Source organism: Sporosarcina siberiensis (assembly GCF_042681925.1).
Taxonomy (GTDB): Bacteria; Bacillota; Bacilli; order Bacillales_A; family Planococcaceae; genus Sporosarcina; species Sporosarcina siberiensis.
The window spans coordinates 344,652-370,212 of sequence record NZ_JBHUGI010000006.1 but is presented as its reverse complement, the minus strand read 5'-3'; the positions used below and the strand labels follow the sequence as shown (position 1 = coordinate 370,212).

Here is a 25,561-nt window from a genome sequence, read left to right as displayed (position 1 = left end):
TCCAGTTTAATTTAGAAATTGCTGAAATACTTCATTACCTCTGAAAACACCGATTTTAGTAAGTTTAATTCGTTCGCCTACACGTTCAATAAGTCCGCTTTGAATAAGAGAATCCAACGTACTCCCGTAGACTTCGTCCAATTCTTTTCCGAATTTCTTTAGGAAATGTGAACTGGACACACCTTCAGACATTCTAAGTCCCAGAAACAATTCTTCTTCCATAGATTCAATTGTTGTTACGATATGTGTATTTTGGATTGGACGTAAACCGCTGTTTACCTTCTCCATATATTTCGCAATCGGCCCGATGTTTGAATATCGATTACCCATTAAGAAACCATGCGCTCCTGCACCAACACCAGCATAAGTATCGTTTTCCCAATAAATCTTATTATGAATCGATTGTAATCCCGGAAGAGAGAAGTTGCTTATTTCATATTGCTGTCGACCGTTTTTCTCCATATGATCAATAAGCATATGGAACATCTCGGCTTCCATATCTTCACCTGGAAGTGGTAATTTACCCTTATTCATTAAATTATAAAAGACCGTTTTAGGTTCAACTATAAGCGAATATCCCGAGTAATGTGGAAGATCTAGTTCTGTCGCTTTAATTAGTGTGTCTTCCCATTGCATCCTGGATTGACCTGGTAAACCATATATTAGATCGATACTAATGTTTTCAAATCCTACCTTCCGTGCATCTGTAACAACACGTTCTGCATCTCCAGGACTATGAGTTCTTCCGATCTTCGTTAACATTTCTGCATCAAAGGATTGTACGCCAATACTCAGTCGATTGACTCCCCCATCTTTCAAAACACGCAGCTTGCCCAGCGTTAATTCATCAGGGTTGGCTTCGGTTGAAAACTCTTTTAACGACTTTACGTCGACATGTTCCTGAATAATGCTTAACAGTCGATCAAGTTGCTTCTCTGATAAGGATGTAGGAGTTCCGCCACCTAAAAAGACTGTTTCAATACCTTCAAATGAGATACCATCCTCTTGCATCAAAGTAAGCTCTTTGCCCATAGATTCAATGTATTCATCAACAGGCTGGTTTTTAAAGAAGACTTTATTAAAATCACAGTAATGACATATTTGATGACAAAACGGGATATGAATATACATTCCTCGCATTTTGTACTCCTCCACTCTTAACGGAAAAAAGGAGGCATAGTTGCCCCCCCCTTTTCCCCAATTTACATTAGAAATCGTTCCGTTTATTCCTCGTCCATCTTAAGAACCGCCATAAAGGCTTCTTGTGGCACTTCTACTGAACCAACTTGCTTCATACGTTTCTTACCTTCTTTTTGTTTATCTAGAAGTTTACGTTTACGGGAAATATCTCCTCCGTAACATTTAGCAAGGACGTTTTTACCAATTGACTTAATTGTTGAACGGGCAACAATTTTGTTTCCGATCGCTGCTTGAACAGGTACTTCAAACTGTTGTCTTGGAATAAGCTTTCTCAACTTTTCTACGATCGCTTTACCACGTTCATATGAAAAGTCATTATGCACAATGAAGCTTAGTGCATCAACTTGTTCATTGTTCAATAAAATATCCATTTTCACAAGTTTGGATGGCTTATAGCCGATTAACTCATAATCAAATGAAGCGTATCCTTTTGTGCTTGATTTTAATTTATCAAAGAAATCATATACGATTTCAGCAAGTGGAAGTTCATAAATGATATTGACACGTGATGCATCCAAATAATCCATCGTCATAAAGTTTCCTCGTTTTTTCTGACAAAGTTCCATCACTGAGCCAACATAATCATTCGGCACCATAATTGAAGCTTTTACATAAGGTTCTTCAACAGATTGCACTTTTTGAGCATCTGGCATCATGGCAGGGTTATCTACACTTATTTCAGTGCCGTCCGTCATAATTACTTTGTAAATAACACTTGGTGCAGTTGTTATCAAATCAATCTTAAATTCGCGTTCGATACGCTCTTGGATAATTTCCATGTGTAGTAAACCAAGGAATCCGCAACGATAACCAAAGCCTAATGCTTGTGATGTCTCCGCTTCATAGTCAAGTGCAGCATCGTTAAGTTCAAGCTTTTCGAGCGCTTCTCTAAGATCATTGTACTTGGAAGTATCGATTGGATACAGACCACAAAACACCATTGGATTCATCTTGCGGTAACCTGTTAATGCTTCCGCGGCAGGATTTATCACTCCAGTTATTGTATCTCCAACTTGAGTATCCCCAACATGTTTAATTGACGCTGATAAATATCCCACGTCACCAACATTCAATTCATCTCTGTGCGTTGGTCTTGGTGTGAATACCCCCGTTTCAAGTACTTGAAACTTTTTACCCGTGCCCATCATCAGAATTTCATCGCCAGGTTTAATTGACCCGTCTATAATTCGAATATAAACAATTACTCCCTTATAAGGATCGTAAATTGAATCGAAAATAAGCGCTTTAAGTGGTGCGGATGGATCCCCTTGTGGAGCAGGAACTTTCGCAACAATTTGCTCTAGGATCTCTTCAATACCTATTCCAGCTTTTGCTGAGGCATGAACTGCATCTGATGCATCTAGTCCTATAACATTTTCGATTTCCTTTTTTACTCGTTCTGGATCAGCTGCTGGCAAATCAATTTTGTTAATAACCGGCAAAATCTCAAGATTGTTGTCTAAAGCAAGATAGACGTTTGCAAGCGTCTGTGCCTCTATCCCTTGAGCAGCATCGACAACCAATATCGCACCTTCACATGCAGCTAAACTTCTAGAAACCTCATATGTAAAGTCGACATGTCCAGGAGTATCTATAAGATGGAACGTATAATCTTGACCGTCTTTCGCTGTATAAACCAACTGAACAGCTGTCAGCTTTATCGTTATTCCACGTTCTTTTTCTAAATCCATTGAGTCTAATGTTTGTGTACTCATTTCTCTAGTAGTTAATGTTTTTGTTTTTTCCAATATGCGATCGGCCAACGTAGATTTCCCGTGATCAATATGTGCAATAATTGAAAAGTTTCTAATATTCTTTTGGCGTTCCAATTTTTGTTCCAAATTCATCTATCATTCACTCCTAATTAAGCTATTTGCATTATAGCAGATAACCGTCCATCTTGTTGTATCTTTATGTTAAAACCTTTTTATACCCGGTTTTACGATAACATATTGCATTTTCGTTTTACTGTTCTATATTACTGTATAAAACACTCGACATCAAATTTATTCAATAAAATAGAGGAAATACTTTGATAAGGGACAAAAATATATGTTTAATGAAATCAAAAAACCAATCAGAAAGATTAGCCTGATTGGCATTCCACATGAATTCATTCCTTACAATTGTTATTCATTTATAGTTAATTTATGAATGATTTCAGATGTCGCTTCCGCAATAACCGTAACGGTTCGATTCAGTTGATCTTCTGAATTCCCTATCCCACCCAGCTCTATTAAAACAACATATGGACTAAGATCCTGATTGTACTTTCCATCAACACCTGCACCATGCTTCATAACTAGATTTCTGGTGATTCCAGGTACTAGTAGCTCCATTTCATTTTTCAATAAGACTGCATTCGCTCGGTTTTTCTCGAAATTAGGATGTTCCATTCCAATAACAAAAGCTACCTTGGCATACTTTTCATTGTTATGAACGATTGTAGTTTTTTCTGGCCCAATTGAATCTCTATGCAAATCAACAATAAGATCATATTTTTTCTGTTGAATTTGCTTTTCAATATGAGGTCTCATCGTTTTATAAGCATTGGCATGGGGTACTGCTATTGGTAATATATCGGTATCAATTCCGTTAACTCCTAGTTGGTTTTTAAGTTTTTCTCCAAACTTCATTATATTCTCAGAATTATGCGAAACCGCGACTTTCCCTTCTTTTGCTTTGGTAATGGGTTGGTATGCTTCGTGCGAATGAGTAAAATACAATAGTACATTCCCTTTGTCTTTTTTTAGTTCTTGCACCAATTCCAGTTTCGGTTCGATTTCTATTTCCGGTTCGACCTCTTCAATTATATTCGCAGCATAGACAATTTGAAGTGGCTCTTTCACTAACTTTGGTGAGTTAGCTGGTTCAGCGTGAGGAAGATAAGTAATAATCACTGGAAATAAAAAGAGAAAAAGGACTAAAGAGCCCCATATTTGCAACGTCTTTTTCATGAGTCATCCCTCCGTTCTCCGATTATATGCATCGAAGAACGGTTCAATGAATTCTTTTTTCAAACATTTTATATTACATTTTATGTTCGTTATTTTTCATTTCATTTATCCATTCGGTTAGAGAACTAGCAAGAGTATCCGCGTACATGCTAACCCACGAGTCTATTTCCTTTGGTGATATAAAGGTATTTAACTCTTGTGTCGTTAATACTTCTTCAAAAAGTTGGATTCTATCCTCATGTGGCCAAGAAGCCCAATCCCCAAAAATGGGTTCCAGTTTTGATCGATCTGCATCCTTATCTTCCGAACGGAGCCAAGGTGTCACAGCAAGACGCGATGATGGATTATCCTTTTCACTTATCTTCGATGCGATATAGCCAAACATTGTATTGATGGCATCCGCGATTAACACCGGTCCATCAACTACAGTTGGAATACCGATAGCAAAAACAGGTATTCCAACTGTTTTATGCGAAACCTCTTTACGACTATTGCCCACTCCTGATCCAGGATGAATTCCCGTATTCGTCAATTGTATTGTTTTGCACAGTCTTGATGAATCCCTTGCAGCGAGTGCGTCTATAACAATTAGTAAATCCGGTTTGATTTCAGATACCATCGCTTTAACAAAATCCGCTGTTTCAAGTCCCGTTTGAATAGTTACCCCAGGTGCGTACACAAAAACTTCACTGTCTCCCTCAGAATAGTAATCGGGTACGATATTACGTAAAATATCCATTGTTAATGGGCCAACAGCATCGGGCGTTATATCACGATTTCCAAGACCAATAAACAATATTTTCCTTTTCGATACATTTGGAACAGTAGTTAGCATTTTATTTAACTTTTCAAGTAGAATGCTGGTCATTTCATTCATTCCATCGTTATCCTCTGGCGTTAGCGTGGGAAGACTAATCGTAATGTATTTCCCTTTTGATTTTCCTATCTTTTTTTCCCCTTCTTCATTTACTGTCACTTCTGTAAGTCGGATGCGTCCAATCCTGGATTCTTCAAAATGAATTCCTTCCTCTGTTTTAAGTGTATCTTTTTCCGAGTCCGTTCGGTGTCGAACCATTTCTTCACTTTCATCTACTAAGTCCGTCCGATAAAAATTATACGACTTCATGCAATCACCTCATAAATAAGTTTGTCCCTTATAGAAGAATATATTCTCATGCATGACTGATTTCCAATTCTGTTATTTTAATAAAAGGAGCTATTTTGTGGCAAAGCTTAGATTTCAAGTATATATGCATAAACTTCCACTTTTATTTCTTGCTATTGAGTTGTATATTTGTTAAAATAAATCTTGTTATGAAAAGATGTACTCTGCTTTACCTGATATTGGAGGTGAATGAAATGCCAAACATTAAATCGGCGATTAAACGTGTAAAACAAAGCCAAGCAAAAAACGTTCAAAACTCTAATGCAAAAGCATCAATGCGTACTGCTGTACGTAAAGCTGACTTTGCAATTGATAATAAAGACGAAAACGCTACAGTTCTTCTTAGAGCGGCAATTAAAGAAACTGATTCTGCTGCACGTAAAGGTCTTATCCACAAAAATACTGCATCACGTCAAAAAGCTCGTCTTACAAAAAAAGCACTTTAATACTAAGAGCACTAAAAACCGTCCGGGATTCCGGACGGTTTTTTTAGTTTCGTTTTAGTTTCGAATTCCTCGCATAAAGAATAACTCTAACACTCGTTCTCTTTTTCCGCTTGTTGATTTTAATTTATAATCAATCGTTGCAAGGTTATCAAGGATTTTAAGAAGTCTTGTTTCGTTTGGGATCTTTTTATTTTCCATTAATAACTTCACTCTAAAAGGATGTACTTTTAATGTTTTTGCAATCTGTTGCTGTTGATAACCTTTACTGCGCAAGGATTGAACATGAATCATTAAACGGATTTGCCCTGAAATTAAAGATGTAAGCATTATTGGTTCTTCACCGTTTCTAAGAAGGTCATGGTAAATTGACACACTATCGGATACCTTGCCAGTGATGTAAGAATCCGTGAGCCTAAATACATCCATTTCAGGGGTCCGAGCAACATGCATTTCAATAACTTCTTTCGTTATTTCTCCTTCTCCTGCCAAATATGTCGCCATCTTCTCAATCTCTGTAGCTAAAGATAACAGACTATCTCCTGCAACTTCTACGAGCAGCATCGCATTTTCAGATGAAATTTTAGAATCATTCAGTTTTGCTTCATGTTGAACCCAAGTAGTAAGGTCTTTACCTTGAAGCCGTTTTGCTTCAATTACAGTAGCTTGCTTCTGCATTAGTTTTGTTATTCGTTTTCGAGCATCTAATTTTTCATATGGTGCCAAAAAAACGACTGTTGCTGTTGGTGAAGGATTTGCAAGCCATGATTCGAAGACCTCTAAATTATGTACGACTTTCTCTCGCCCTTTATCTTGTGCAGTTAAAAAAGAAGCATTGCGTGCTATAATAAGCTTACGATCTTCTAAAAAGGGTAATGTATCGGCCTCTTCCAAAACAATTTCAATCGGTGTTTCCTCAAGATCAAAATAAACGATAGAGGTTTCATCAAGAATTGGAATTGCCTTCTTTAAGCGCTCAATTGTTGTATCGAATATATGCTGTTCAATACCTAATAATAAATAAACAGGTTCGATTACTCCTGCCGTGATATTTTTCCATGTTGCATTCGCCACTTTACCCACCTCAACTTTTTATACCTATTCAGTATACAATACGAAAGTGAAACTGTTTGAACAAATTGTGACATTTATTTTGAAAATTATATATTTAGAGGATTGCAATGGATTTTTTTCAAGATATCACTTATACTAAAATGGAATCAGGAGGTGTAGCAATGAATGATTTCGAACATGATGTACAGTCAAAACGCAATGATTTAATCGATTCCGGAGTAGGTTTTCTTGTATCTTTCGGATTTTTCTCAGCAATATTTATTATTGCTACAATTATCGACGTCGTTGGAAGCTAACATCAATTAATAAAGCAGACACGCTTTTCCAACTGGGAATCGCATGTCTGTTTTTTATTTTTGCATAACAGTAACAGAGTAATCCTCTTTTACCACATCAATTGTAATTGTTCCGTAAACAGCTGTCGACATTGTTGAATAGCCTAAATCTATAAATCTTTCCAACACATCTTCGTGTGGATGGCGATACGTATTATTTCTACCCACAGAAAAAATTGTTAACTCTGGTCGAAGTGCCTTTATAAAAGGCTCTGTGCTCGAGGTTCGACTACCGTGATGTCCCCCTTTCAAAAGAATTCGACCATAATTCAAACTTCCGTATTTCTTTACAAACTTTCGTTCTCCTTCAGTTTCTAAATCACCAGTAAATAAAAACGATAGTCCTGGAGTCTTCATAAGCAGTACGAGTGAACTGTCGTTTCCTAAATAGCGCTCATCTTGTGGACTCATATAATTGAAGGAAATCTGCCCTTCTGACCAACCCAATCCATCCTTAACTGAATGGATTGGGACTTTTTTCATTTTCGCAACCCGCAATAGATCCACCATCTCTTTTTCATCTTCACTTCCAGACGTAATATGAATTTCATTCACGGTTATTTCTTCAAGAACCTCATCCGCCCCTCCCATATGATCTAAATGAGCATGTGAGATAATTAATTTATCGATTTTTTTAATACCGCGCCCTTTTAAATAGGTAACAACAACCTTTCTACCAACCTCAAAACTTTTCCCTGGTGTTTTCCAGCCGTTTTCTCCAAAAAAGACAGTTCCACCGGTATCGATTAAATACACCGCTTTTCTATAAGGAAGTTCCACAACTGCGCTATCTCCTTGTCCCACATCCAGAAATGTCACCTTTAAAGTTCCATCCAAATAAGGCATAACGTGTATCGTCAATGCAGGTAAAATAACGAAGATAAGAAAATCACGTGCTTTGACTCCCTCTTCACATTGCACAAAAAAATAAAGCACACCTGCTATAATGCATACCATCTCAATTGCACTTAGTTTCCCGGGTGTCCAAAGTTGATAAGGTAATGAAGATAACCATATTGATATCCATGTGATACATTCACGAAAAGGTGCATATATCATAAATAAAAAAGTCGATAAGGATGTACTCAACCAAGTCACGATGAGCAATATTATATTTACTGGTAAAATTATAAGCGAATAAAGAGGTACATAAATTAAATTGACAAAAAATGAAGACAAGGATATTTCGTAAAAATGAAAAAGTAAAACTGGATAAAGCGACAATTGGCTTATAGACGTGACTAGAAACGAGATTCCAATCGCAGTTTTCGCTTTAACTAAAATCTTCGAAGATAAAATAAGCGAAAAAGCTGCAAGATAAGATAATTGAAAACCCGGTTGAAATAAAATATAAGGTTGAATTGAAATGAAAACAAGCGCACTTATTGCGAGTGCATTATCCAAACGGATTTTCAGGCCAATTAAAGACGCTAGCAAGACGAATGTCGTTACCGACACAGCTCGCCATACAGAAGGAGCTCCGCCTGCTAAGACCGCGTATAAGGGCAGCATGACGATTAATAACATATCCACAGTACCTTTACGAAAGCTTAACCTTAACAGCAATTCTCGAAACATAAATGCAAGTAAGCCAACATGAAGTCCAGAAATTGCAAAAAGGTGCGTAATACCCAAGCGTTTGTAGACAGTTGCATCAGTTTCATCCATTCCACTGCGATCGCCTATTAAAAGCGCTTCCGCTTCTGGAATTAATTGTTTTGGAAAAGTGGAGTTGATGTGCAATTTCACTTTTTGTCTTTGCAGTGAAAGTCGAGTATAAACATTACTTTTGGGAACTGCATTTAGTATCACTTCTGATTCGAATATACCTGATGATCCATACATTCTCATATAATTTTCCATGTTGAAGGCATAGATGTGAGAAGGCATATCCGCTTCCCGAAAAACACCTGTTAAGGTAAATGTTACCGATGGTAAGTGAAGTTCACTAAAAGAGTTCTTTTCTTGTTCATCATTAAACTTATAAACGGCATAAAGAGTTTGTCCAGCAGATGTTTTAGCAAGACCTTTAACTTTACCACCATCAATTTTTGCATTATCAAACCAACTCATTGTGATTGTTGCTGGCCCTAGTTCGATAGCTTTAGGAAGTGAACTTGTAAAATAAGTGAAGGATAGTAGTGCGGCTATAAACGTGAGGATAGGTGTGAGGTAATCTCCTTTTCTACGAAAGAAGATGGGGATTAGCAAAATATTGACAAGTAATAGATAGGCCGAGCCGTATACGGAGAAAGCCGATACAGCTACGGTTATTGCCACATAAATAAAACGTATGCGGGAAAACATTATCCAAATAGGTCATCCGCCCTTTTCTTTAAAGGGTCCAATTCTTTAGCATCAGCACCGAGCTGTTGGATCGTTTCAAATAACTCATTGACGAGTTTTAATTGTTCTCCATTTGAAAAATCAATCTTTTTCTCATTAAAAGGAATGTGTTGAACAGAAATACCCGATTGTTCAAAGAGTTTCATTGCATATTCATTATTTTTGTAATCCGTTGCATAAATTACACGTACAATGCCGGCTTGTATAATTGCTTTTGAGCATTGCAGGCATGGAAAATGAGTAACATACAATGTCGATCCAGAAGCAGGTGTCCCGTATTTTGAACACTGCAATAACGAATTCATTTCTGCATGAATTGTGCGCACACAGTGATTATCAACGACATAACAACCGTGATCGATACAATGATCTCCACCCGAAATGGATCCGTTGTATCCACCTGCAATAATTCGGTTGTCCCGAACAATTGTTGCACCGACAGCAAGTCTTGTACACGTACTTCTTAATGCCAACAGATGACATTGCGCCATGAAAAACTGGTCCCAAGTAATTCGCTCCATATAGATTGCCTCCACACTAAATTTCTTCGAAAAATACTTGTCCGATTATTTTACTTTAATTAGATGTTCAAGTTTTTCGAATGTTTTTTGTCCAATTCCAGAAATATTCATAAGATCCGTCGTATCTTTAAATAGGCCATGCTCATTTCGATAGGCGATAATGGCTGCAGCTTTTGCAGGTCCAATACCAGGAATCGTCATGAGTTGTGCTTCATCTGAAGTATTAATATTTATTGTGTGATCGTTTGTCTGTCCAACTGGACCACTCACTAAACTTTGCTCGACTTCAAGAATTTCTTCGCCTTCTAAAGGTACGTAAATAACAAATTCATCCAGTAACTTCATTGCGTGATTTAAATTTCGAGAATCTGCATTCGGCAAATAACCACCCGCTGCAGTAATTGCAGTAATAAGGCGGTCGCCGTCTTGCATTGTATAAACGCCAGGGTATCGAACAGCCCCCTTCACATCTACGATGATTTGACTAGGCTGTTCAAGCAATAGCGGTTCTTCTTGGAGTGTTTCTACTAATTCAGGGAATGGGTTTTGGTTGCTCATAACAATGCTAGCACTGTCAGACTGCTCACGGGGAAAGAGCAGAAAAGCGATTATTGCAGTAATTGCTGCAATGGGGATTAGAAACTTACGCCAATTTCGAGTTACAAATGGAACATTCAGCACGGTCACCCTTTCAACGAGGGGCATCCATATGGAGTCTCTTTAAGTATATAGGAATGAATCCTATATTTAAAGGGCTATTTCCGTATTTGAAAGAATATTCTCTCGCTTTCTTCATGTGGCGGTTCATCTTCCCAATCTGCAAAAATTCGCTCGACTGAAAAACCTACTTCTGTAATCATTGAAACATACTCTTGCAAAGAAAATGTGCGTTGATAATGGACTTCATCAAATCGTTTGTATAAACCTAATTCTGTTTTAATGAAAAAAGCAAGTTCTGAATAAACAGAATGTGGCTCATCTCCCTGTTCTGTTTCCCATATGTATGCAATGCTCTCATTATCGAATGTAAATGGACCTTCCATGAATATTTCATCCATTTTAAACGTTGAGTGCACATCAAATAATACAACACCACCAACTTTAAGAGTGTTGTAAACATTCTTGAACGTAGTCATAACTTCTTCAAGTTCAATAACATAGTTCAAAGAATCAATCGCAATTACTGCTACGTCAAATAATTCCAGTTGAATCGGTTGTTGCATCGGTTGTTCGACAAACGTAATCGGAACAGACAGCGCAATTGCACGCTGTTCTGCCACCGTTAACATGTCCGACGAAATATCAATACCTGTTACGTCCGCTCCCATTTTTGCAAGTTTCACTGAAAGTATTCCAGTTCCACAACCAATATCTAGAATCTTCTTTCCTTCTAGACCACCAGCTGCAAGAGCTATGAGATCAGCGTACGTATCATATGGAATTTCCGTCATTAGTTCATCATAGACGGAGGCGAACTCCGAATACGCACTACTCATTCGCTATCAGCCATATTCAGTAGTGGAGCATCGCCCCAGTGTTTCTCAAGATTATAATAACCACGCTCATCTTTATGGAAAACATGTACAACAACGTCTCCAATATCTACAAGGATCCAACGACCTGAGTCAAAACCTTCTAATCTTTTCACATCGTAACCAGCTTTAGATGCCTGATCTGCTACTTCTCTTGCAATGGATTGAACTTGTCTTTCAGAATTTGCATGACAAATAACAAATTGGTCCGCAATAATCGAAACACCCTCCATATTTAGTACTACGATATCTTCTGCTTTTTTATCATCTGCTGCGTTATATGCTAACGTAAGTAATGAAGTTGTCATTCTTTCACTCTTCCTTTCTATTTAACGTACTCTTTCCATTTTGAATTTCATTTACGTATTTCAAATCTCACTGATTAAAGCAAGATGTTCATTGTAACAGTCAATTGAATCCGGGAATACTGGTACTTTTTTTGAAACAAGAAATTGCACCGACTGATGTATGCAAGCTTCCATGGCTTTATCAAGATTTTCTTCAGCGATTTCTCGCAATTCATTTACATGTGGAAAATCTCGTCCCGGCTCTATCATATCTGAAACATATATTAATTTTTCAAGTTTAGACATACCTGCCCGGCCTGTTGTATGGTAACGGATTGCATTCAGTACGTCTATATTCGTAACATTAAATTCGTCTCTGGCAATAATTGCGCCGACTGGACCGTGCCATAATTCATGATGAAAGCTTTGTAAACGTTGATCATCAACTTCTAGTATAAGAATCGATCGTAAAGCGTCTCTCTCCATATACTTAGCTATATCATGATAAAGAGCTGCTTGAATGGCGTGATCCACTGGAATAGTATGTTTCACGGCAAGTTTCTCAGCAGTTTCCATCACTCGAATCACATGTTCATATCGTTTCAGGGGCATACGTTTTGAGATTTCACTTTTCAGTTCAATCAAATTCATAAAGTCCCTCCTGACGAATATACGCTTCTACAGTCTTAGGCACGAGTAACTGAACCGTTTTACCTGCTTTGAATCGCTGACGAATCACCGATGAAGATAAATCGACTTGCGGAGTATCCAATAACTCCACAGGGTACTCGGACAAGCCTTTGTAACCTGGGCGATTTACTCCAACGAATTGAACGAGTTTGACAAGATCATCAATGCGGTACCAAGTAGGAAGTGCATCAATCATATCTGCACCGATAATAAAAAAGAATTGCCTCATCGGCTCTTGTTCAGTTAACACCTTCATCGAATCATACGTGTAGGAAACTCCGCCCCGCTTCAACTCAAACGGACTGACTTTAAGTCCGTCTATACCCTCAACGGCTAGCTCAACCATTCGTAATCGATGAACAGCAGTTACAGTATCCGCTGACGCTTTGTGCGGCGGTGTGGCTGTAGGCATTAATCTAACCTCATCAAGTCCAAGTGCATGTTTCACTTCATTTGCAATTATAAGGTGACCTATATGAGGCGGGTTAAATGTGCCTCCTAATATCCCGATTTTTTTCACTCGGAAATCCTCCTTACGGCAACTCGATTCTTTTCTTCTCTACAGACTCTTTATATAATACAATACTATTTCCTATAACCTGTACAACTTCGATTCCTTCTTGTTCTGAAAACTTTTCTGCGATTTCATTTTTATCTTCATCACAGTTTTGTAAAATACTCACTTTAATTAATTCCCTTGCTTCAAGTGCTTCTTCAACTTGTACAATAATAGCCGTCGTTAAACCGTTTTTTCCAATTTGAAACAACGGTTGTAATGTATTTGCTTTGCTTCTTAAAAATCTTTTTTGTTTACCTGTTAACATAAGAACCTCCAAGAGTAATTGTAATTTTTTCGATCATTTTTTCAGTGTTAGGTTGAATACCATGCCACTTTTCAAAAGCAAATGCCCCTTGATGAACAAACATTCCTGTTCCATTCATTGTTAAAGCATTTCGTTCAAGTGATTTTGTAAGCAACTCTGTTTCAAGTGGATTATAAATAATATCCGCAACGATTGATCCTTCGGCAAGATTCTCAGGGTTTAATGGTACACCTTGTTGAGAGAAATTCATACCGACAGATGTCGTTTGAATAATTAAACCATATTCTTGTAAAGAAGCTTCAGCAGATTCGATTGACATTGCAGTAGAACCTAATAACTCACTGGATAATTCCAGAGCTTTCTCAATTGTACGATTCGTAAATGCAATGGGGCCATAATTAGATTCTTGAAGAGCAAAAGCAATTCCTCGTGCTGCTCCCCCTGCACCAATAATCAGTACTTTTTTGTTATCTAGTTGCCCTGGGAACGCCTCTTCCAATGAACGGACAAATCCGATACCATCTGTATTGGAGCCACGCAGCGTACCATCTGAAAGGACTTCAACGGTATTCACCGCATTCATAATTTTTGCAGATGGATCTATGTGATCCAAGAAAGGAATAATGGCAGTTTTGTGTGGCACTGTTACATTCCATCCACTGCATCCTAGACGCTTTAAGCTCATGACCGCTTCCTTAAGATCTGCTTTAGACACATGTATTGGAATATAGGTGGCATCGATTTCATTTTCGATAAACCAACTATTATGCATTTTTGGTGACATCGATTGCTCGATTGGGTCTCCTATTACTGCAAACCATTTTCTCATTATTACACGCTCCTCTTAGATAAGTGAAGGTCGAAGAACGACATCGACGCCTTTTGGGGCATGGACTGCAACAACGACATTTGGATGTTGAATCGTAATCCATCCAAGTCCTGATATAATGATATCCATTTTCCCTTTTTTAATGGAAAACTCATGCCGAACAAATGGAGGCATCTTTTCGATGGATTCTCCAGATGGTGGTGACAGCATGCCGCCTAGATGATTTTCATAGAGAGCATCCGCATTTGAAAGTTTTGTACGATGAATTTGTAGATTATTGGAAACGTAGATCATGAATGAAGAACGGCCACCAGCAATAAAGTCAAAACGTGCAAGACCTCCAATAAATAAGGTCTGTTCTGCATTTAATTGAAACACTTTTTGCTTTATTTCATTCTTCGGTGTAATTGCTTTTAAATCGCCAATATCTAAATGATGCGCAATTTGATGATCGTTAATAATCCCTGGTGTATCGTATATAGCTTTTCCGTCATCTAAAGGAATTTCAACAAGATCTAAAGTTGTTCCCGGGAAATGTGAGGTAGTAATTACTTCACCAATACCCGTTGCACCTTTAATAATACGATTAATAAAGGTGGATTTTCCAACGTTTGTACAGCCCACTACATAAACGTCTTTACCCTTACGTATTTTATCAATTGCAGTAAGAGCTTCTTCCATCCCAGTTCCCTTGTGGGCTGAAACTAATAGTACATCAACGGGCTTTAAACCTTGTTTTACAGCTTCCGCTTTCATCCAATTGATTAAACGGTTCGGGTTCACTGATTTCGGCAATAAATCCGATTTATTCCCTATTAATAGGATATCTTTCTTACCAACAAATCGGTGAAGTCCTGAAATCCAACTTCCGTTAAAATCAAATATGTCCACTAGTTTGACGACCATACCATCTTTCATGCCAATACCATTTAAAATATTTAGAAAGTCGTCCCCAGTAAGTGAAACGGGTTGAAGTTCATTATAATTTCGCAACCTAAAGCAACGTCTACAGATTAATTCCTCGTTAGTCAAAGAGCCTGCAGGTGCATACCCTTCTTTTTTTGGATCTTCAGACTGAATTTCCACTCCGCATCCAATACATTTTATTTCTTCCATATTTATTCCTCCCAAGTGATCAATCCACGACGTTTTAAATTCGACATGATTCGTCTTTCAAGTCTTCTATTAAATTTTGTAATTGCTGCATCTGAGCTTGCAACGGGAACAACGAGAATCGTATGAAGACCTCTTCGGTTGCCGCCAAGTATATCGGTCAAAAGTTGGTCTCCAATTACAACTACTTCATCATTTTTAATGTTCATCGTTTTCAATGCTCTAGTAAATGCATGGTTCAATGGTTTCCGAGCTTTTGCAATAAAAGGAATGCCCAAAGGTTCAGAAAATGCCTTTACTCTCAAATCATTGTTGTTTGAAACAATCGTTACAAGTATATTTGCATCTTGCATTCCTTTTAACCACTTTATTATTTCTGGTGTAGCCAAAGGCTGATCCCACGCAACAAGAGTGTTGTCTAAATCCGTAATAATGCCTTTAATTCCCCTTTCCAATAAATCCTCAGGGGTTATATGAAAAATATCTTTTACAAACTCATCTGGTAAAAAACGTTTAAGCACAAAATTCACTCCGATTTCCGTCTAGATTCTAAAAATGATTATAACATATACATACAACAGTACTGCCTTCTACTGCATCAAAATAAGGACATCCATTATCGCCTGTCCGACTCAATATTCGGTGATATGGCAGGAGACGACTGCATATGTTGTCATACAACGACACAGGAGGTGGCCCAATGAGTGGGTTTGTATTATCCATTGTTCAGCTGTGGCTTGAAGTGCCTGCGGTGATCGGTTACATTCGAGGGCAAGCTTTTAAGCGTCCTCTTTCTAAAGAAGAGGAAGCGGACTGCCTAAACCGGTTAGCCGCTGGAGATGAAGATGCGAAGGATGAACTGATTGAACGAAACATGCGACTCGTTGCACATATTGTAAAAAAGTTTCATCCAAAACACGAACTCCTTGACGATTATATTTCCATAGGAACGATTGGTCTAATGAAAGCAGTGAATAGTTTTACACCTGATCGAAAAACGAAACTAGCGACGTATGCAGCACGATGTATCGAGAATGAGATTCTAATGTACTTAAGAACACAGAAAAAAGTTCAAAAAGACGTTTCTTTGTTTGACCCTATTGGCGGAGATAAGGACGGTCAATCACTCCAAATTTCGGATTTACTTCGTACGGACGACGAATCACCGATTACAACAATCGAACACAACGAGAGAAAAGAGCGCCTTTACCGGCATCTCGGAAAATTGGATGGCAGAGAACTTGAGATTATCCAGCGTCGCTATGGTTTGCTTGATGATCAGCCAATGACGCAAAAAGCAATTGCTGAACAACTCAATATTTCCAGAAGTTATGTTTCTCGAATTGAGAAGCGCGCAATCGTTAAACTCTATCAATTATTTAAACATGAATACAGCGAATGATTCATGTAGAGCGTTATGCAGATTTTAAAAAAGAACAGGCGTTATCGCTTGGGATAAAACCCAAAAGCGATAACGCCTCTTTGGATAGTTTCAGTCTGCACTTACCTCACGAGCAATAATTACTGCAATTACAGCAGTTCCAATAAATGTACCAGCCATTAAAAAAAACATAAGAACTTCCCTCCCAATAAAAACATAAGAATTTATTTCAGCCTTTTATTTATCTTACCACGAATTGGTCAAAGTTTCGAGATGACACGCAAAACAATATCCGTTGAATGACGAGCAGCTACCGGTAAAAACTCTTCGAAGCTGACAGATGATTCCTTACCAGCAATATCTGAAAGCGCTCGAATAACTACGAATGGGACCTTAAACTGATGACATACTTGTGCAACAGCCGCTGCTTCCATTTCCGCTGCAATCATCGTTGGAAATAATGCCCTTACTTTATCGACATGCACAGGATCGTTCATAAAAGAGTCTCCAGACGCGATTAACCCTGTCGAATGGGAATGCTTACCGATTTCGTTAACGGCCTCTATGGCTAGCTCTACCAGCTTAGGATCCGCTTTATAGGCTGCAGGTAAACCGGGCACTTGTCCATGTTCGTAATTGAAAATAGTTACGTCCACATCATGATGTCGAACTTCGCTCGATATGACAATTGCACCTACCTCCAAAGTTTCAAGGAAGCCGCCTGCGGATCCTGTGTTAAGGACGATTTCTGGTTGGAATATTTGCAATAGAAGTGTTGTCGCGACTGCAGCATTCACTTTACCTATCCCGCTTTTCACTAGTATGACCTCATGTTCGCCAATCATTCCATTTATAAATTCACAGTTTGCTACTTTCGTTATCTGAGGTGAAGTAATCTCGCCTCTAAGATGTTCAACTTCTTCTTCCATTGCACCGATTACCGCTATCTTCATTTCAATTCCTCCATACATCGTTGAGCTGTTTGTCTTTGCTTAGTAATCAAAGTCAAGTGATTTTAAAACATCTTTCTTCACGGGTTTCCAACCTTCGTTATTTACCCATTCGATATAGACACGATATTTACTAGAATCGGTCTTTGATTCGATAATACCAATCGATTTTTGTGGGTTACCCCCATTTTTAACTTTCCAAAATATTAATTCGTCTTCGGACTGCCCAATTGCATACGCAATGGCTTTCTTCTTCTCGTGCCAATCAACGGATTCCCCATCATAACTGGAAACATGTTCACCCGACTGTTCTGTTGCAATCGGTTTCCACGCAGAATCGACAATTGTTTCTGAAACAAACTCTTTGTCCGATGTAGGCTCTGTTACAACAATCGTGTCCGAAGTAGAATCATCGATTTCCTCTTCAGGTTCTTCAGTGGCATTTGTATCTTTATCGTCTTCAGCTTTCCCCAATTCAATTCCATCCGTTTTTCCATCCTTGTTTTCAGTTGCTTTGTCGGAGTCGGTTGTGTCTTCACTTGTGGAATCTTCCTCTTCGGTTGAATCCTCTTCAAGGTCTACTTTAGAATCATCATCTTTAGCTGCATCTTTTTCAGTCTCAATTCCTTTATTTCCATCTGCAATCTTATCGTCGCCATTGCCGCTGAATATAACAACTGAAATAACTACGATTAAAAGAACGACCACACCAATCAATACATTCAATACTTTATTCATTCGATTGCGATTTTTTTTCCGACCATATCGTGAAAAATCAGGTTCTCTATTTTTCATAAACTCTCAACTCCCGATTCAATTTTGTCAGCTAGCTAACATCTATGTAGACGGGTAAATAGATTATTTGTTTCATTTTTAAAAAATAGCCACCTTCAAATGAAGGCGGCTACATTGGAATCAGTTAATTTCTAAAATCGTAACTAACATCTCTCCACCTGGTGTGTTAATTTTTACCTCTTCGCCTTTTGAACGACCTATAAGCCCTCGTGCAATTGGAGAATCGTTTGAAATTAAACCTTCCACCGGATTCGCTTCTGCAGAACCAACAATTGTGTACTTCTCCACGTCGCCGTCAGGAAGTTCTTTGAATGTTACAGTTGTGCCTAAAGAAACTGTGTCGGTATTTAACTCGTCTTCAGTTATGATTGTTGCATTTCGCAACATTCCCTCAAGAGTTGAAATTCTTCCTTCTAAAAATGCTTGGTCTTCTTTAGCAGAATCATATTCTGAGTTCTCCGAAAGATCGCCATAACTTCTAGCAATTTTAATACGTTCAACAACTTCTTTTCGCTTAACAATTTTTAAATGTTCAAGTTCTTCTTCGATTTTTAGTTTTCCCGCAGCGGTCATAGGAAACTTTTTTTCAGTAATCATACCTATCACTCCTTATAATACAATCATAAAAAATACTATGCCGCATTGAACCTTTGTATGCGACATAGTGTTGAGCTCTTATTGATTTATGTCATCATCATAGTATAGTTCCGTTCCATTTTCAAGAATTGTTTTTATTTTCGTAACCATTAGATCAATTGCAACTTCATTGTGACCGCCTTCGGGAATAATAATATCCGCATATCGTTTTGTGGGTTCAATGAATTGATTGTGCATTGGGCGAACAACAGACAAATACTGTTCTACTACCGATTCAATTGACCGACCTCGTTCATTAATATCCCGCAAAATACGTCGAATTATTCTTAAATCAGCATCTGTATCTACGAATAATTTAATATCCATTAAATTTCGAAGTGCTTCATCTTCAAGAACAAGAATACCTTCCAAAATAATAACGTCCTTCGGTTCGATTAAAACGCTTTTTTCCGAACGAGTATGAAGTGTGTAATCATATATTGGTTTTTCAACTGATTGACGGACTAACAACTTCCTTAAGTGACTGATGAGCAACTTATTGTCAAAAGCCAGGGGATGGTCATAATTCGTTAAAAGACGCTCTTCAAAATCAAGATGCGACTGATCTTTATAATAAAAGTCTTGTTCAATGACAACGACAGAATGCTCTTTAAATACTTCATAAATTGAATTCGTTACACTTGTTTTTCCAGAACCAGAGCCACCTGCGATTCCAATTATTAGCGGTTTACTTAATTTCATTGTGAACTCTCCCCGAAAATCCATTCTAGCTTAAAGAATTTCTTGTTTTTTTGTCGCAATTAAGAGCCCATCCCCTATAGGTAGTAAAACAGAGTCATACTCAGGATGACTCATAACCCAACGAGTAAATTCTTTTAATTTACGAATCATTGTTCTACTTCGTTTGGGTACGTCTGCATCTTCCCGCAAAACCATACCATGCATGAAGATGTTATCGCAATAAATAACTCCATTTGAATTTAAAAATGGAGTGTATTTTTCAAAAAACCGTTGGTATTGTCCCTTTGCTGCATCGATAAAAAGCGCATCGAACGTTTCAATATATGCTTTATCCAAATCTATTTCTAAAGCATCTGCTTCTATAATCTGAATCCGTTTCGTGAGTCCACTCTCAGCAATGTTTTCAACAGCTTTCGCATATCGCTCGACATCTCTCTCAATCGTTAATACATTCGTTTCTGTTAAAGCTGTTGCAATTCGGATTGCGGAATAACCAATCGCACTGCCAATCTCCAGAATTTGCTTCGGCTTTTGAATTCGAAGCAACCCGATTAAAGATTCTATACCGACACTTTCCATAATCGGAATTCTATACTCTTCTGCGTATTGTTCCATTTGAGTAATTAGTAGATCTTTTTCTTTAATGTGTGTTTGTATATATGCATCATATCGATCTATGTTATTCAACTCCCACTCGTGTGGATAACAGATCAGTCAAGGTAATTAGCGATGTTTTCTAAATGCTCTTGATAATCAATCGCGTAATGTGGTTGACCGTCCTTTCCAGCAATAAAGAATAAATAATTTGTTTGTTCAGGATCTAAAACAGCATCTATTGAAACTTTCCCCGCATTCGCAATTGGACCTGGTGGTAATCCTTTATACACATATGTATTATATGGATCATCTATTTCAAGGTCTTTATACAGAGTTGTCGTCAAATGCCTTTGATGTGCATAAGCAACTGTAGGATCCGTTTGAAGAGGCATTTCAGGGTTCAGTTTCATTCGATTGAAAAACACACTTGCGATTACTTCACGATCCGACTGAGCCGTTGCCTCTTTTTCAACTAATGAAGCAAATGTCAACAACCAATGAACAGATTTCTCTTGTTCCTGTAAATAAGCCAAATGCGGAACTACATTTGCAGCCGTTGCTTCAAGCATTACACCTACTATCGTACTTAAGGTTGGTTTTTCCTCATAGAAAGGGTAGGTAGCTGGGAATAAATATCCTTCTAATGCAAATTTCACATTTTCACCTTTTATTTCTTCAGATAAAAGACTAGGGTATTTAGATATAAGAAGATCAATATTACTTTCATTTGTGACATACTCCATGAAGTCTTCTTCAGGAATACCCGCTCTTTTCTGAACAACCGCTGCGATTTCCTTTAAATTCAACCCTTCAGGAATTGTCATCGTAAATACCGGTTCTCTATAAACCTTACCCGATTTCAAACTTTGTATGAGTTCATCAGGCGTCATAGCTTTTGTTAATTTATAAGTGCCTGCCTGAAAGTTAGATTCATTATTAAATTTTGCATAGTATTTAAACAATCGAGCATCTTTGATAATGCCATTCTCTTCAAGTTTCGCCGAAATCGAATCCAGTCCCGAACCTATGGGGATTTCAATTTCAACAACTGTTTCAGATTCAGGATCAAGCGGTTGCAAACCTTCAGTTATGTATTTATATACCGTTCGACCACCAAGCAGTCCGGCAATTAAAAGAATTAGGGCAATAGCAAATACGATTCTGCGAACTATTTTCACTTCTTTTTTCTTTTCACGCATTCGGGCGAACATAACATCTTTTTTTGAACCATTATCCATAAATGATTTTCCTCCTCGTTCTCATATTAGAATAGAAAAAAGGAAGGCAGCCTATAATCACCACAAAACGTGGCAACGGCTGCATGACCTACATCCTATAGGTCAACCAAAAAAGACGGAATAGTCTGCACCATTCCGCCCATGTGCATATTTCTTACTCGTCGTCTTCTTCCTCGTCTTCTTCAGCAAGGAACGTATTCAGCATTTCTTCAATCATTTCCCATTCCTCATCGTCTTCAATAGGCATAAGTTCTCCATCTTTATTATCTTCAGATGGAACAAATGCAGAAGCATGAATTTCTACTTCCTCATCTTCACTTTCCTCTTCGCCCAAAACATGGTAAAGTACGTATGATTTTGCATACTCTTTTGATTCAAATGTAAAAATCACTTCACATACGTGTTCTTCGCCGTTCTCATCTACGATTGTCATTGTTTCTTGTCCGTGTTCCATTCCAATCACCTCATCTATTTTTTAAATCAAGATACCCTTGAAGTATCATGACTGCTGCTAGTTTATCAATAACAGTCTTTCTTTTCTTACGACTAACATCAGCGTCGATTAAAGTACGTTCAGCTGCCATAGTTGTAAGTCTCTCATCCCATAGTATAACAGGAAGTTTAAACTTTTTCTCGAGAAGTTCTGCATACTTTTCAGATGCTTCTGCTCTTGGACCAATCGAGTTGTTCATATTCTTTGGATAACCCACTACGAATTCAGTGACAGTATACTCTGAGATCAGTTGTCGTATTCGAGGGATTCCAAATTGACCTGCGGACTCATCAATCTTAATTGTCTCGATGCCTTGGGCTGTCCACCCAAGTGCATCACTGATTGCGACACCGACTGTTTTTGAACCCACATCCAAACCCATTGTTCTCACTTAATTTTACCCCCGTTTTCACGGACATAAAACTTCACTAATTCTTCGAGAATTTCATCTCGTTCTAATTTACGAATTAGATTTCGGGCATCTTCATGACGGGGTATATATGCAGGGTCACCCGAAAGTAAATAGCCAACAATTTGATTAATAGGATTATACCCTTTTTCATCGAGTGCATTGTGTACATGAAGCATGACCTGCTTTACTTCTTGCTCCATAGATTCTTCTGGAAAATTGAACTTCATCGTCTTGTCGTATGAATCCATAACCGACACCCCGCTTTCTGATTTCCCTATTCGGTTAAACTATTGTATAACAATTCCATTATACCCGATTAACAAAATCTTTTAAACAGATTTCACATAATCATACACGGATTGGAGCGCTTCATCAAGTTTCGATACATCTTTTGCCCCAGCCATCGCCATATCCGGACGGCCTCCACCTTTACCATCGCATTGCTGCGCTACATGATTGACGATCTTACCGGCATGATAGTTCCCAGTCTTTAAATCTTCAGTAACACCTGACACGAGCATAACTTTACCATTCACTGCAGCTCCAAGAACAATTACACCTGATGTCAGTTTATTCTTCAATTCGTCCATCATTTGACGAAGACCGTTATTGTCTTTCACATCAACTCGTGAGGAAATTACAAGTATATCATCAATTTGTTCTGCAGAGGCTAATATATCATCAACTTGGCTATTACCTAATTTTGCTGCAAGTGATTCATTTTCTCGTTGAAGTTCTTTCATTTCCGAAAGTAAAGACGTAATTTTAGTTACTAAATCTTTAGAGTTAGACTTCAGCAGTGCAGCAGCGTCATCCATAACTTTTTCTTCCTCTTTGAATGCATAAAATGCAGCTTCACCTGTTAAAGCTTCAATTCGTCGAGTTCCCGCACCTATTCCACTCTCCGATAGTAGTTTGAACATACCGATTTTCGACGTGGATTCAATATGACAACCTCCACAAAGTTCGATTGAATAAGAACCAATCGACACGACTCGCACAACATCGCCATATTTTTCACCAAACAAAGCCATAGCACCAAGTTTTTTTGCTTCTTCAATTGGTCTTTCGACAATTTCCACGGCAAAATCAGACCATATCTGAGTGTTTACAATTTGTTCGATTTGTTCTAGTTCTTCTTTTGTCACCGACCCAAAATGAGAGAAATCGAATCTTAAACGATCTGGTCCAACATATGATCCCGCTTGGTTAACATGATCTCCTAACACTTCTTTAAGTGCCTTATGAAGAAGATGTGTTGCGGTATGATTTTGAACAATTCGTTTTCGAGCGTCTTTATTTACCGCAGCATGAACTTTAGAACCTTCAACCAATTCTCCGGAACGAATGACTCCTACATGTAAATTTTGTCCATTAGGTGCTTTTTTAACATTTTTAACATCCGCAATAAATGAATCATTTGAAATTGTGCCAATATCCGCTACTTGACCTCCACTTTCAGCGTAGAAAGGAGTTCGATCGAGTATGAATTGTACTTCATCGCCCTCTGATGCAGCTTTTATTTCTTCGCCACTTTGTAACAATGCAACTACAGTCGACTCGCATTCAAGTTGGGAATAACCAAGAAATTCACTAGGATGATGAATGTCTCCTAAAACTCCCGATTGCACATGCATTGAATCGACATCTTGACGCGCTGAACGTGCACGTACTCTTTGACTTTCCATCTCTTTATTAAAACCTTCTTGATCGACAGTAAAACCCACTTCTTCAGCAAATTCTTCAGTTAGTTCAATCGGGAAACCATACGTATCATAAAGCCGGAATGCATCGACACCGGGAACAATAGTTGAGCCTGATGATTGAGCATTTTCAATGACCTTAGTTAATAAACTCATCCCATCACTAAGCGTTTCATGAAATCGGACTTCTTCATTATTAATAACTTTCATTATAAATTCTTGTTTTTCACGTACTTCAGGGTAAAAATCATGCATGATATCTCCTGTTACAGGAACAAGTTCATACATGAAAGGTCGGTTAATACCCAGTTTCATAGCAAAACGGATGGCTCTTCGCAACAATCTTCTTAGTACATACCCACGACCTTCATTCGATGGAAGCGCACCATCTCCAATAGCAAACGAAACTGTCCGAATATGATCCGCAATGACTTTGAAGGCCATATCCTTTTCAATATCCGTTCCATACTTTTCACCAGAGATACCTTCAACTGCTTGAATGATTGGCATAAATAAGTCTGTATCATAGTTCGTTGGCACTTCTTGAATAACAGAAACCAATCGTTCAAGTCCTAATCCAGTATCGATGTTCTTTTTCGGGAGGGGTGTATAGGTATGGTCTGGATTATGGTTAAATTCAGAGAATACAAGGTTCCAAATCTCAAGGTACCGTTCATTTTCTCCACCCGGATAAAGTTCAGGATCGGAAAAGTCATCCCCATAAGTTGGTCCTCTATCAAAGAAGATTTCAGAGTTGGGCCCACTTGGTCCCTCTCCTATATCCCAGAAGTTTCCTTCTAATCGTATAATTCGACTTTCCGGAATTTGAATCTTATCCCTCCAAATTCCATACGCTTCCTCATCTTCAGGATGAACTGTAACCGAAAGAAGCTCCGGATCGAATCCAATCCATTTCACATCCGTTAAAAACTCCCACGCACGTACAATGGCTTCTTCTTTGAAATAATCTCCAATTGAAAAATTACCAAGCATTTCAAAAAAAGTATGATGTCGTGCCGTTTTCCCAACATTTTCAATATCATTTGTTCGAATTGATTTTTGGGCATTCACGATACGCGGATTATCCGGAATTATTCTTCCATCAAAATATTTCTTTAATGTTGCTACTCCACTATTAATCCAAAGAAGAGATGCATCGTCAATAGGAACTAGTGGAGCGGAAGCCTCTACACTGTGCCCATGTTCTTTAAAATAATCTAGAAATAATCGCCTGATTTCAGATGACGTTCTTTTTTGCATTCATAAAACCCCCTAAATAGTTTAAAAACATAATAATAAATCAGCTGAAGAAACCTAACTCGAGCGCAGAAATTGTTG

The 25,561-nt window shown here is 38.1% G+C and carries 29 protein-coding genes; 3 read left to right on the top strand and 26 right to left on the bottom strand.

Going from position 1 to position 25,561, the window contains the following annotated elements; genetic code table 11:
- Positions 1 to 6 precede the first annotated feature (6 nt).
- From hemW to gpr, 4 genes are all read right to left on the bottom strand, one after another.
- Positions 7 to 1,140, bottom strand: a complete 1,134-nt coding sequence (hemW, locus tag ACFSFY_RS04765; RefSeq protein ID WP_381536021.1) for a radical SAM family heme chaperone HemW — start codon at positions 1,138 to 1,140, stop codon at positions 7 to 9.
- A gap of 83 nt (positions 1,141 to 1,223) precedes the next feature.
- The gene (gene lepA, locus ACFSFY_RS04760; protein ID WP_381536020.1) at positions 1,224 to 3,047 is read right to left on the bottom strand and encodes a translation elongation factor 4; all 1,824 of its coding nucleotides are present in this window, start codon (positions 3,045 to 3,047) and stop codon (positions 1,224 to 1,226) included.
- Positions 3,048 to 3,329: 282 nt separating this feature from the next.
- Positions 3,330 to 4,157 carry a stage II sporulation protein P gene (gene spoIIP, locus ACFSFY_RS04755; RefSeq protein ID WP_381536019.1) on the bottom strand — a complete coding sequence of 276 codons (828 nt, stop codon included), beginning with the start codon at positions 4,155 to 4,157 and terminating at the stop codon, positions 3,330 to 3,332.
- Positions 4,158 to 4,230: 73 nt separating this feature from the next.
- Entirely contained in the window at positions 4,231 to 5,283 is a 1,053-nt protein-coding gene (gene gpr / locus ACFSFY_RS04750; protein WP_381536018.1) for a GPR endopeptidase, read from the bottom strand.
- A gap of 233 nt (positions 5,284 to 5,516) precedes the next feature.
- Between gpr and rpsT the strand changes: the two genes are divergently transcribed.
- Entirely contained in the window at positions 5,517 to 5,768 is a 252-nt protein-coding gene (gene rpsT, locus ACFSFY_RS04745; protein WP_381536017.1) for a 30S ribosomal protein S20, read from the top strand.
- 54 nt (positions 5,769 to 5,822) lie between these two features.
- On the opposite strand, the gene holA is transcribed toward rpsT, so the two are convergent.
- On the bottom strand, positions 5,823 to 6,839 hold the full coding sequence (gene holA / locus ACFSFY_RS04740; RefSeq protein ID WP_381536016.1) for a DNA polymerase III subunit delta: 1,017 nt from the start codon (positions 6,837 to 6,839) through the stop codon (positions 5,823 to 5,825).
- A 161-nt stretch (positions 6,840 to 7,000) separates the two neighbouring features.
- On the opposite strand from holA, the gene ACFSFY_RS04735 reads away from it, so the two are divergent.
- The gene (locus ACFSFY_RS04735; RefSeq protein ID WP_381536015.1) at positions 7,001 to 7,135 is read left to right on the top strand and encodes a YqzM family protein; all 135 of its coding nucleotides are present in this window, start codon (positions 7,001 to 7,003) and stop codon (positions 7,133 to 7,135) included.
- A 54-nt stretch (positions 7,136 to 7,189) separates the two neighbouring features.
- Here the strand turns inward: ACFSFY_RS04735 and ACFSFY_RS04730 are convergent, their stop codons facing one another.
- Genes ACFSFY_RS04730 through ACFSFY_RS04680 form a run of 11 tightly spaced genes read right to left on the bottom strand, consistent with a single transcriptional unit; the run spans position 7,190 to position 15,837 of the window.
- A complete protein-coding gene (locus tag ACFSFY_RS04730; protein WP_381536014.1) occupies positions 7,190 to 9,481 on the bottom strand; it encodes a DNA internalization-related competence protein ComEC/Rec2 in 2,292 nt (763 codons plus the stop codon).
- Positions 9,481 to 10,041: a ComE operon protein 2 gene (locus ACFSFY_RS04725; RefSeq protein ID WP_381536013.1), complete on the bottom strand. Its 561-nt coding sequence runs from the start codon at positions 10,039 to 10,041 to the stop codon at positions 9,481 to 9,483. Before ACFSFY_RS04725 ends, ACFSFY_RS04730 begins: the two co-directional genes overlap by 1 nt.
- 45 nt (positions 10,042 to 10,086) lie before the next feature.
- Positions 10,087 to 10,746, bottom strand: a complete 660-nt coding sequence (locus ACFSFY_RS04720) for a helix-hairpin-helix domain-containing protein (RefSeq protein WP_381536012.1) — start codon at positions 10,744 to 10,746, stop codon at positions 10,087 to 10,089.
- A gap of 50 nt (positions 10,747 to 10,796) precedes the next feature.
- A complete protein-coding gene (locus tag ACFSFY_RS04715; protein ID WP_381536011.1) occupies positions 10,797 to 11,537 on the bottom strand; it encodes a class I SAM-dependent DNA methyltransferase in 741 nt (246 codons plus the stop codon).
- A complete protein-coding gene (gene rsfS, locus ACFSFY_RS04710; RefSeq protein ID WP_381536010.1) occupies positions 11,534 to 11,881 on the bottom strand; it encodes a ribosome silencing factor in 348 nt (115 codons plus the stop codon). Before rsfS ends, ACFSFY_RS04715 begins: the two co-directional genes overlap by 4 nt.
- A 60-nt stretch (positions 11,882 to 11,941) precedes the next feature.
- A complete protein-coding gene (gene yqeK / locus ACFSFY_RS04705; RefSeq protein ID WP_381536009.1) occupies positions 11,942 to 12,511 on the bottom strand; it encodes a bis(5'-nucleosyl)-tetraphosphatase (symmetrical) YqeK in 570 nt (189 codons plus the stop codon).
- Positions 12,498 to 13,070 (bottom strand): nicotinate-nucleotide adenylyltransferase, encoded by a 573-nt coding sequence (locus ACFSFY_RS04700; protein WP_381536008.1) that lies wholly within the window; start codon positions 13,068 to 13,070, stop codon positions 12,498 to 12,500. Before ACFSFY_RS04700 ends, yqeK begins: the two co-directional genes overlap by 14 nt.
- Positions 13,071 to 13,083: 13 nt before the next feature.
- Positions 13,084 to 13,374, bottom strand: coding sequence for a ribosome assembly RNA-binding protein YhbY (gene yhbY / locus ACFSFY_RS04695; protein WP_381536007.1), 291 nt, complete (start codon positions 13,372 to 13,374; stop codon positions 13,084 to 13,086).
- The gene (gene aroE / locus ACFSFY_RS04690; protein ID WP_381536006.1) at positions 13,361 to 14,203 is read right to left on the bottom strand and encodes a shikimate dehydrogenase; all 843 of its coding nucleotides are present in this window, start codon (positions 14,201 to 14,203) and stop codon (positions 13,361 to 13,363) included. Before aroE ends, yhbY begins: the two co-directional genes overlap by 14 nt.
- A 15-nt stretch (positions 14,204 to 14,218) precedes the next feature.
- Complete coding sequence (gene yqeH, locus ACFSFY_RS04685) at positions 14,219 to 15,319, bottom strand: ribosome biogenesis GTPase YqeH (protein WP_381536005.1); 1,101 nt, start codon at positions 15,317 to 15,319, stop codon at positions 14,219 to 14,221.
- 2 nt (positions 15,320 to 15,321) lie between these two features.
- Positions 15,322 to 15,837, bottom strand: coding sequence for a YqeG family HAD IIIA-type phosphatase (locus ACFSFY_RS04680; RefSeq protein WP_381536004.1), 516 nt, complete (start codon positions 15,835 to 15,837; stop codon positions 15,322 to 15,324).
- A gap of 179 nt (positions 15,838 to 16,016) precedes the next feature.
- Between ACFSFY_RS04680 and sigK the strand changes: the two genes are divergently transcribed.
- Positions 16,017 to 16,718, top strand: coding sequence for an RNA polymerase sporulation sigma factor SigK (gene sigK, locus ACFSFY_RS04675; RefSeq protein ID WP_381536003.1), 702 nt, complete (start codon positions 16,017 to 16,019; stop codon positions 16,716 to 16,718).
- A gap of 239 nt (positions 16,719 to 16,957) precedes the next feature.
- Here the strand turns inward: sigK and mtnN are convergent, their stop codons facing one another.
- From mtnN to alaS, 10 genes are all read right to left on the bottom strand, one after another.
- On the bottom strand, positions 16,958 to 17,650 hold the full coding sequence (gene mtnN, locus ACFSFY_RS04670) for a 5'-methylthioadenosine/S-adenosylhomocysteine nucleosidase (RefSeq protein ID WP_381536002.1): 693 nt from the start codon (positions 17,648 to 17,650) through the stop codon (positions 16,958 to 16,960).
- Between the two features lie 39 nt (positions 17,651 to 17,689).
- Positions 17,690 to 18,442: a YrrS family protein gene (locus ACFSFY_RS04665; protein WP_381536001.1), complete on the bottom strand. Its 753-nt coding sequence runs from the start codon at positions 18,440 to 18,442 to the stop codon at positions 17,690 to 17,692.
- A gap of 120 nt (positions 18,443 to 18,562) precedes the next feature.
- The gene (greA, locus tag ACFSFY_RS04660; protein WP_381536000.1) at positions 18,563 to 19,039 is read right to left on the bottom strand and encodes a transcription elongation factor GreA; all 477 of its coding nucleotides are present in this window, start codon (positions 19,037 to 19,039) and stop codon (positions 18,563 to 18,565) included.
- A 78-nt stretch (positions 19,040 to 19,117) separates the two neighbouring features.
- Entirely contained in the window at positions 19,118 to 19,780 is a 663-nt protein-coding gene (udk, locus tag ACFSFY_RS04655) for a uridine kinase (protein ID WP_381535999.1), read from the bottom strand.
- 30 nt (positions 19,781 to 19,810) lie between these two features.
- Positions 19,811 to 20,467 carry an O-methyltransferase gene (locus ACFSFY_RS04650; protein WP_381535998.1) on the bottom strand — a complete coding sequence of 219 codons (657 nt, stop codon included), beginning with the start codon at positions 20,465 to 20,467 and terminating at the stop codon, positions 19,811 to 19,813.
- A gap of 23 nt (positions 20,468 to 20,490) precedes the next feature.
- Complete coding sequence (mltG, locus tag ACFSFY_RS04645) at positions 20,491 to 21,615, bottom strand: endolytic transglycosylase MltG (protein ID WP_381535997.1); 1,125 nt, start codon at positions 21,613 to 21,615, stop codon at positions 20,491 to 20,493.
- Positions 21,616 to 21,769: 154 nt separating this feature from the next.
- The gene (locus tag ACFSFY_RS04640; protein WP_381535996.1) at positions 21,770 to 22,069 is read right to left on the bottom strand and encodes a DUF1292 domain-containing protein; all 300 of its coding nucleotides are present in this window, start codon (positions 22,067 to 22,069) and stop codon (positions 21,770 to 21,772) included.
- A gap of 10 nt (positions 22,070 to 22,079) precedes the next feature.
- Complete coding sequence (gene ruvX, locus ACFSFY_RS04635; protein WP_381535995.1) at positions 22,080 to 22,499, bottom strand: Holliday junction resolvase RuvX; 420 nt, start codon at positions 22,497 to 22,499, stop codon at positions 22,080 to 22,082.
- Positions 22,496 to 22,768 (bottom strand): IreB family regulatory phosphoprotein, encoded by a 273-nt coding sequence (locus ACFSFY_RS04630; RefSeq protein WP_381535994.1) that lies wholly within the window; start codon positions 22,766 to 22,768, stop codon positions 22,496 to 22,498. Before ACFSFY_RS04630 ends, ruvX begins: the two co-directional genes overlap by 4 nt.
- 81 nt (positions 22,769 to 22,849) lie before the next feature.
- Positions 22,850 to 25,483 carry an alanine--tRNA ligase gene (gene alaS, locus ACFSFY_RS04625; RefSeq protein ID WP_381535993.1) on the bottom strand — a complete coding sequence of 878 codons (2,634 nt, stop codon included), beginning with the start codon at positions 25,481 to 25,483 and terminating at the stop codon, positions 22,850 to 22,852.
- Between the last annotated feature and the right edge of the window lie 78 nt (positions 25,484 to 25,561).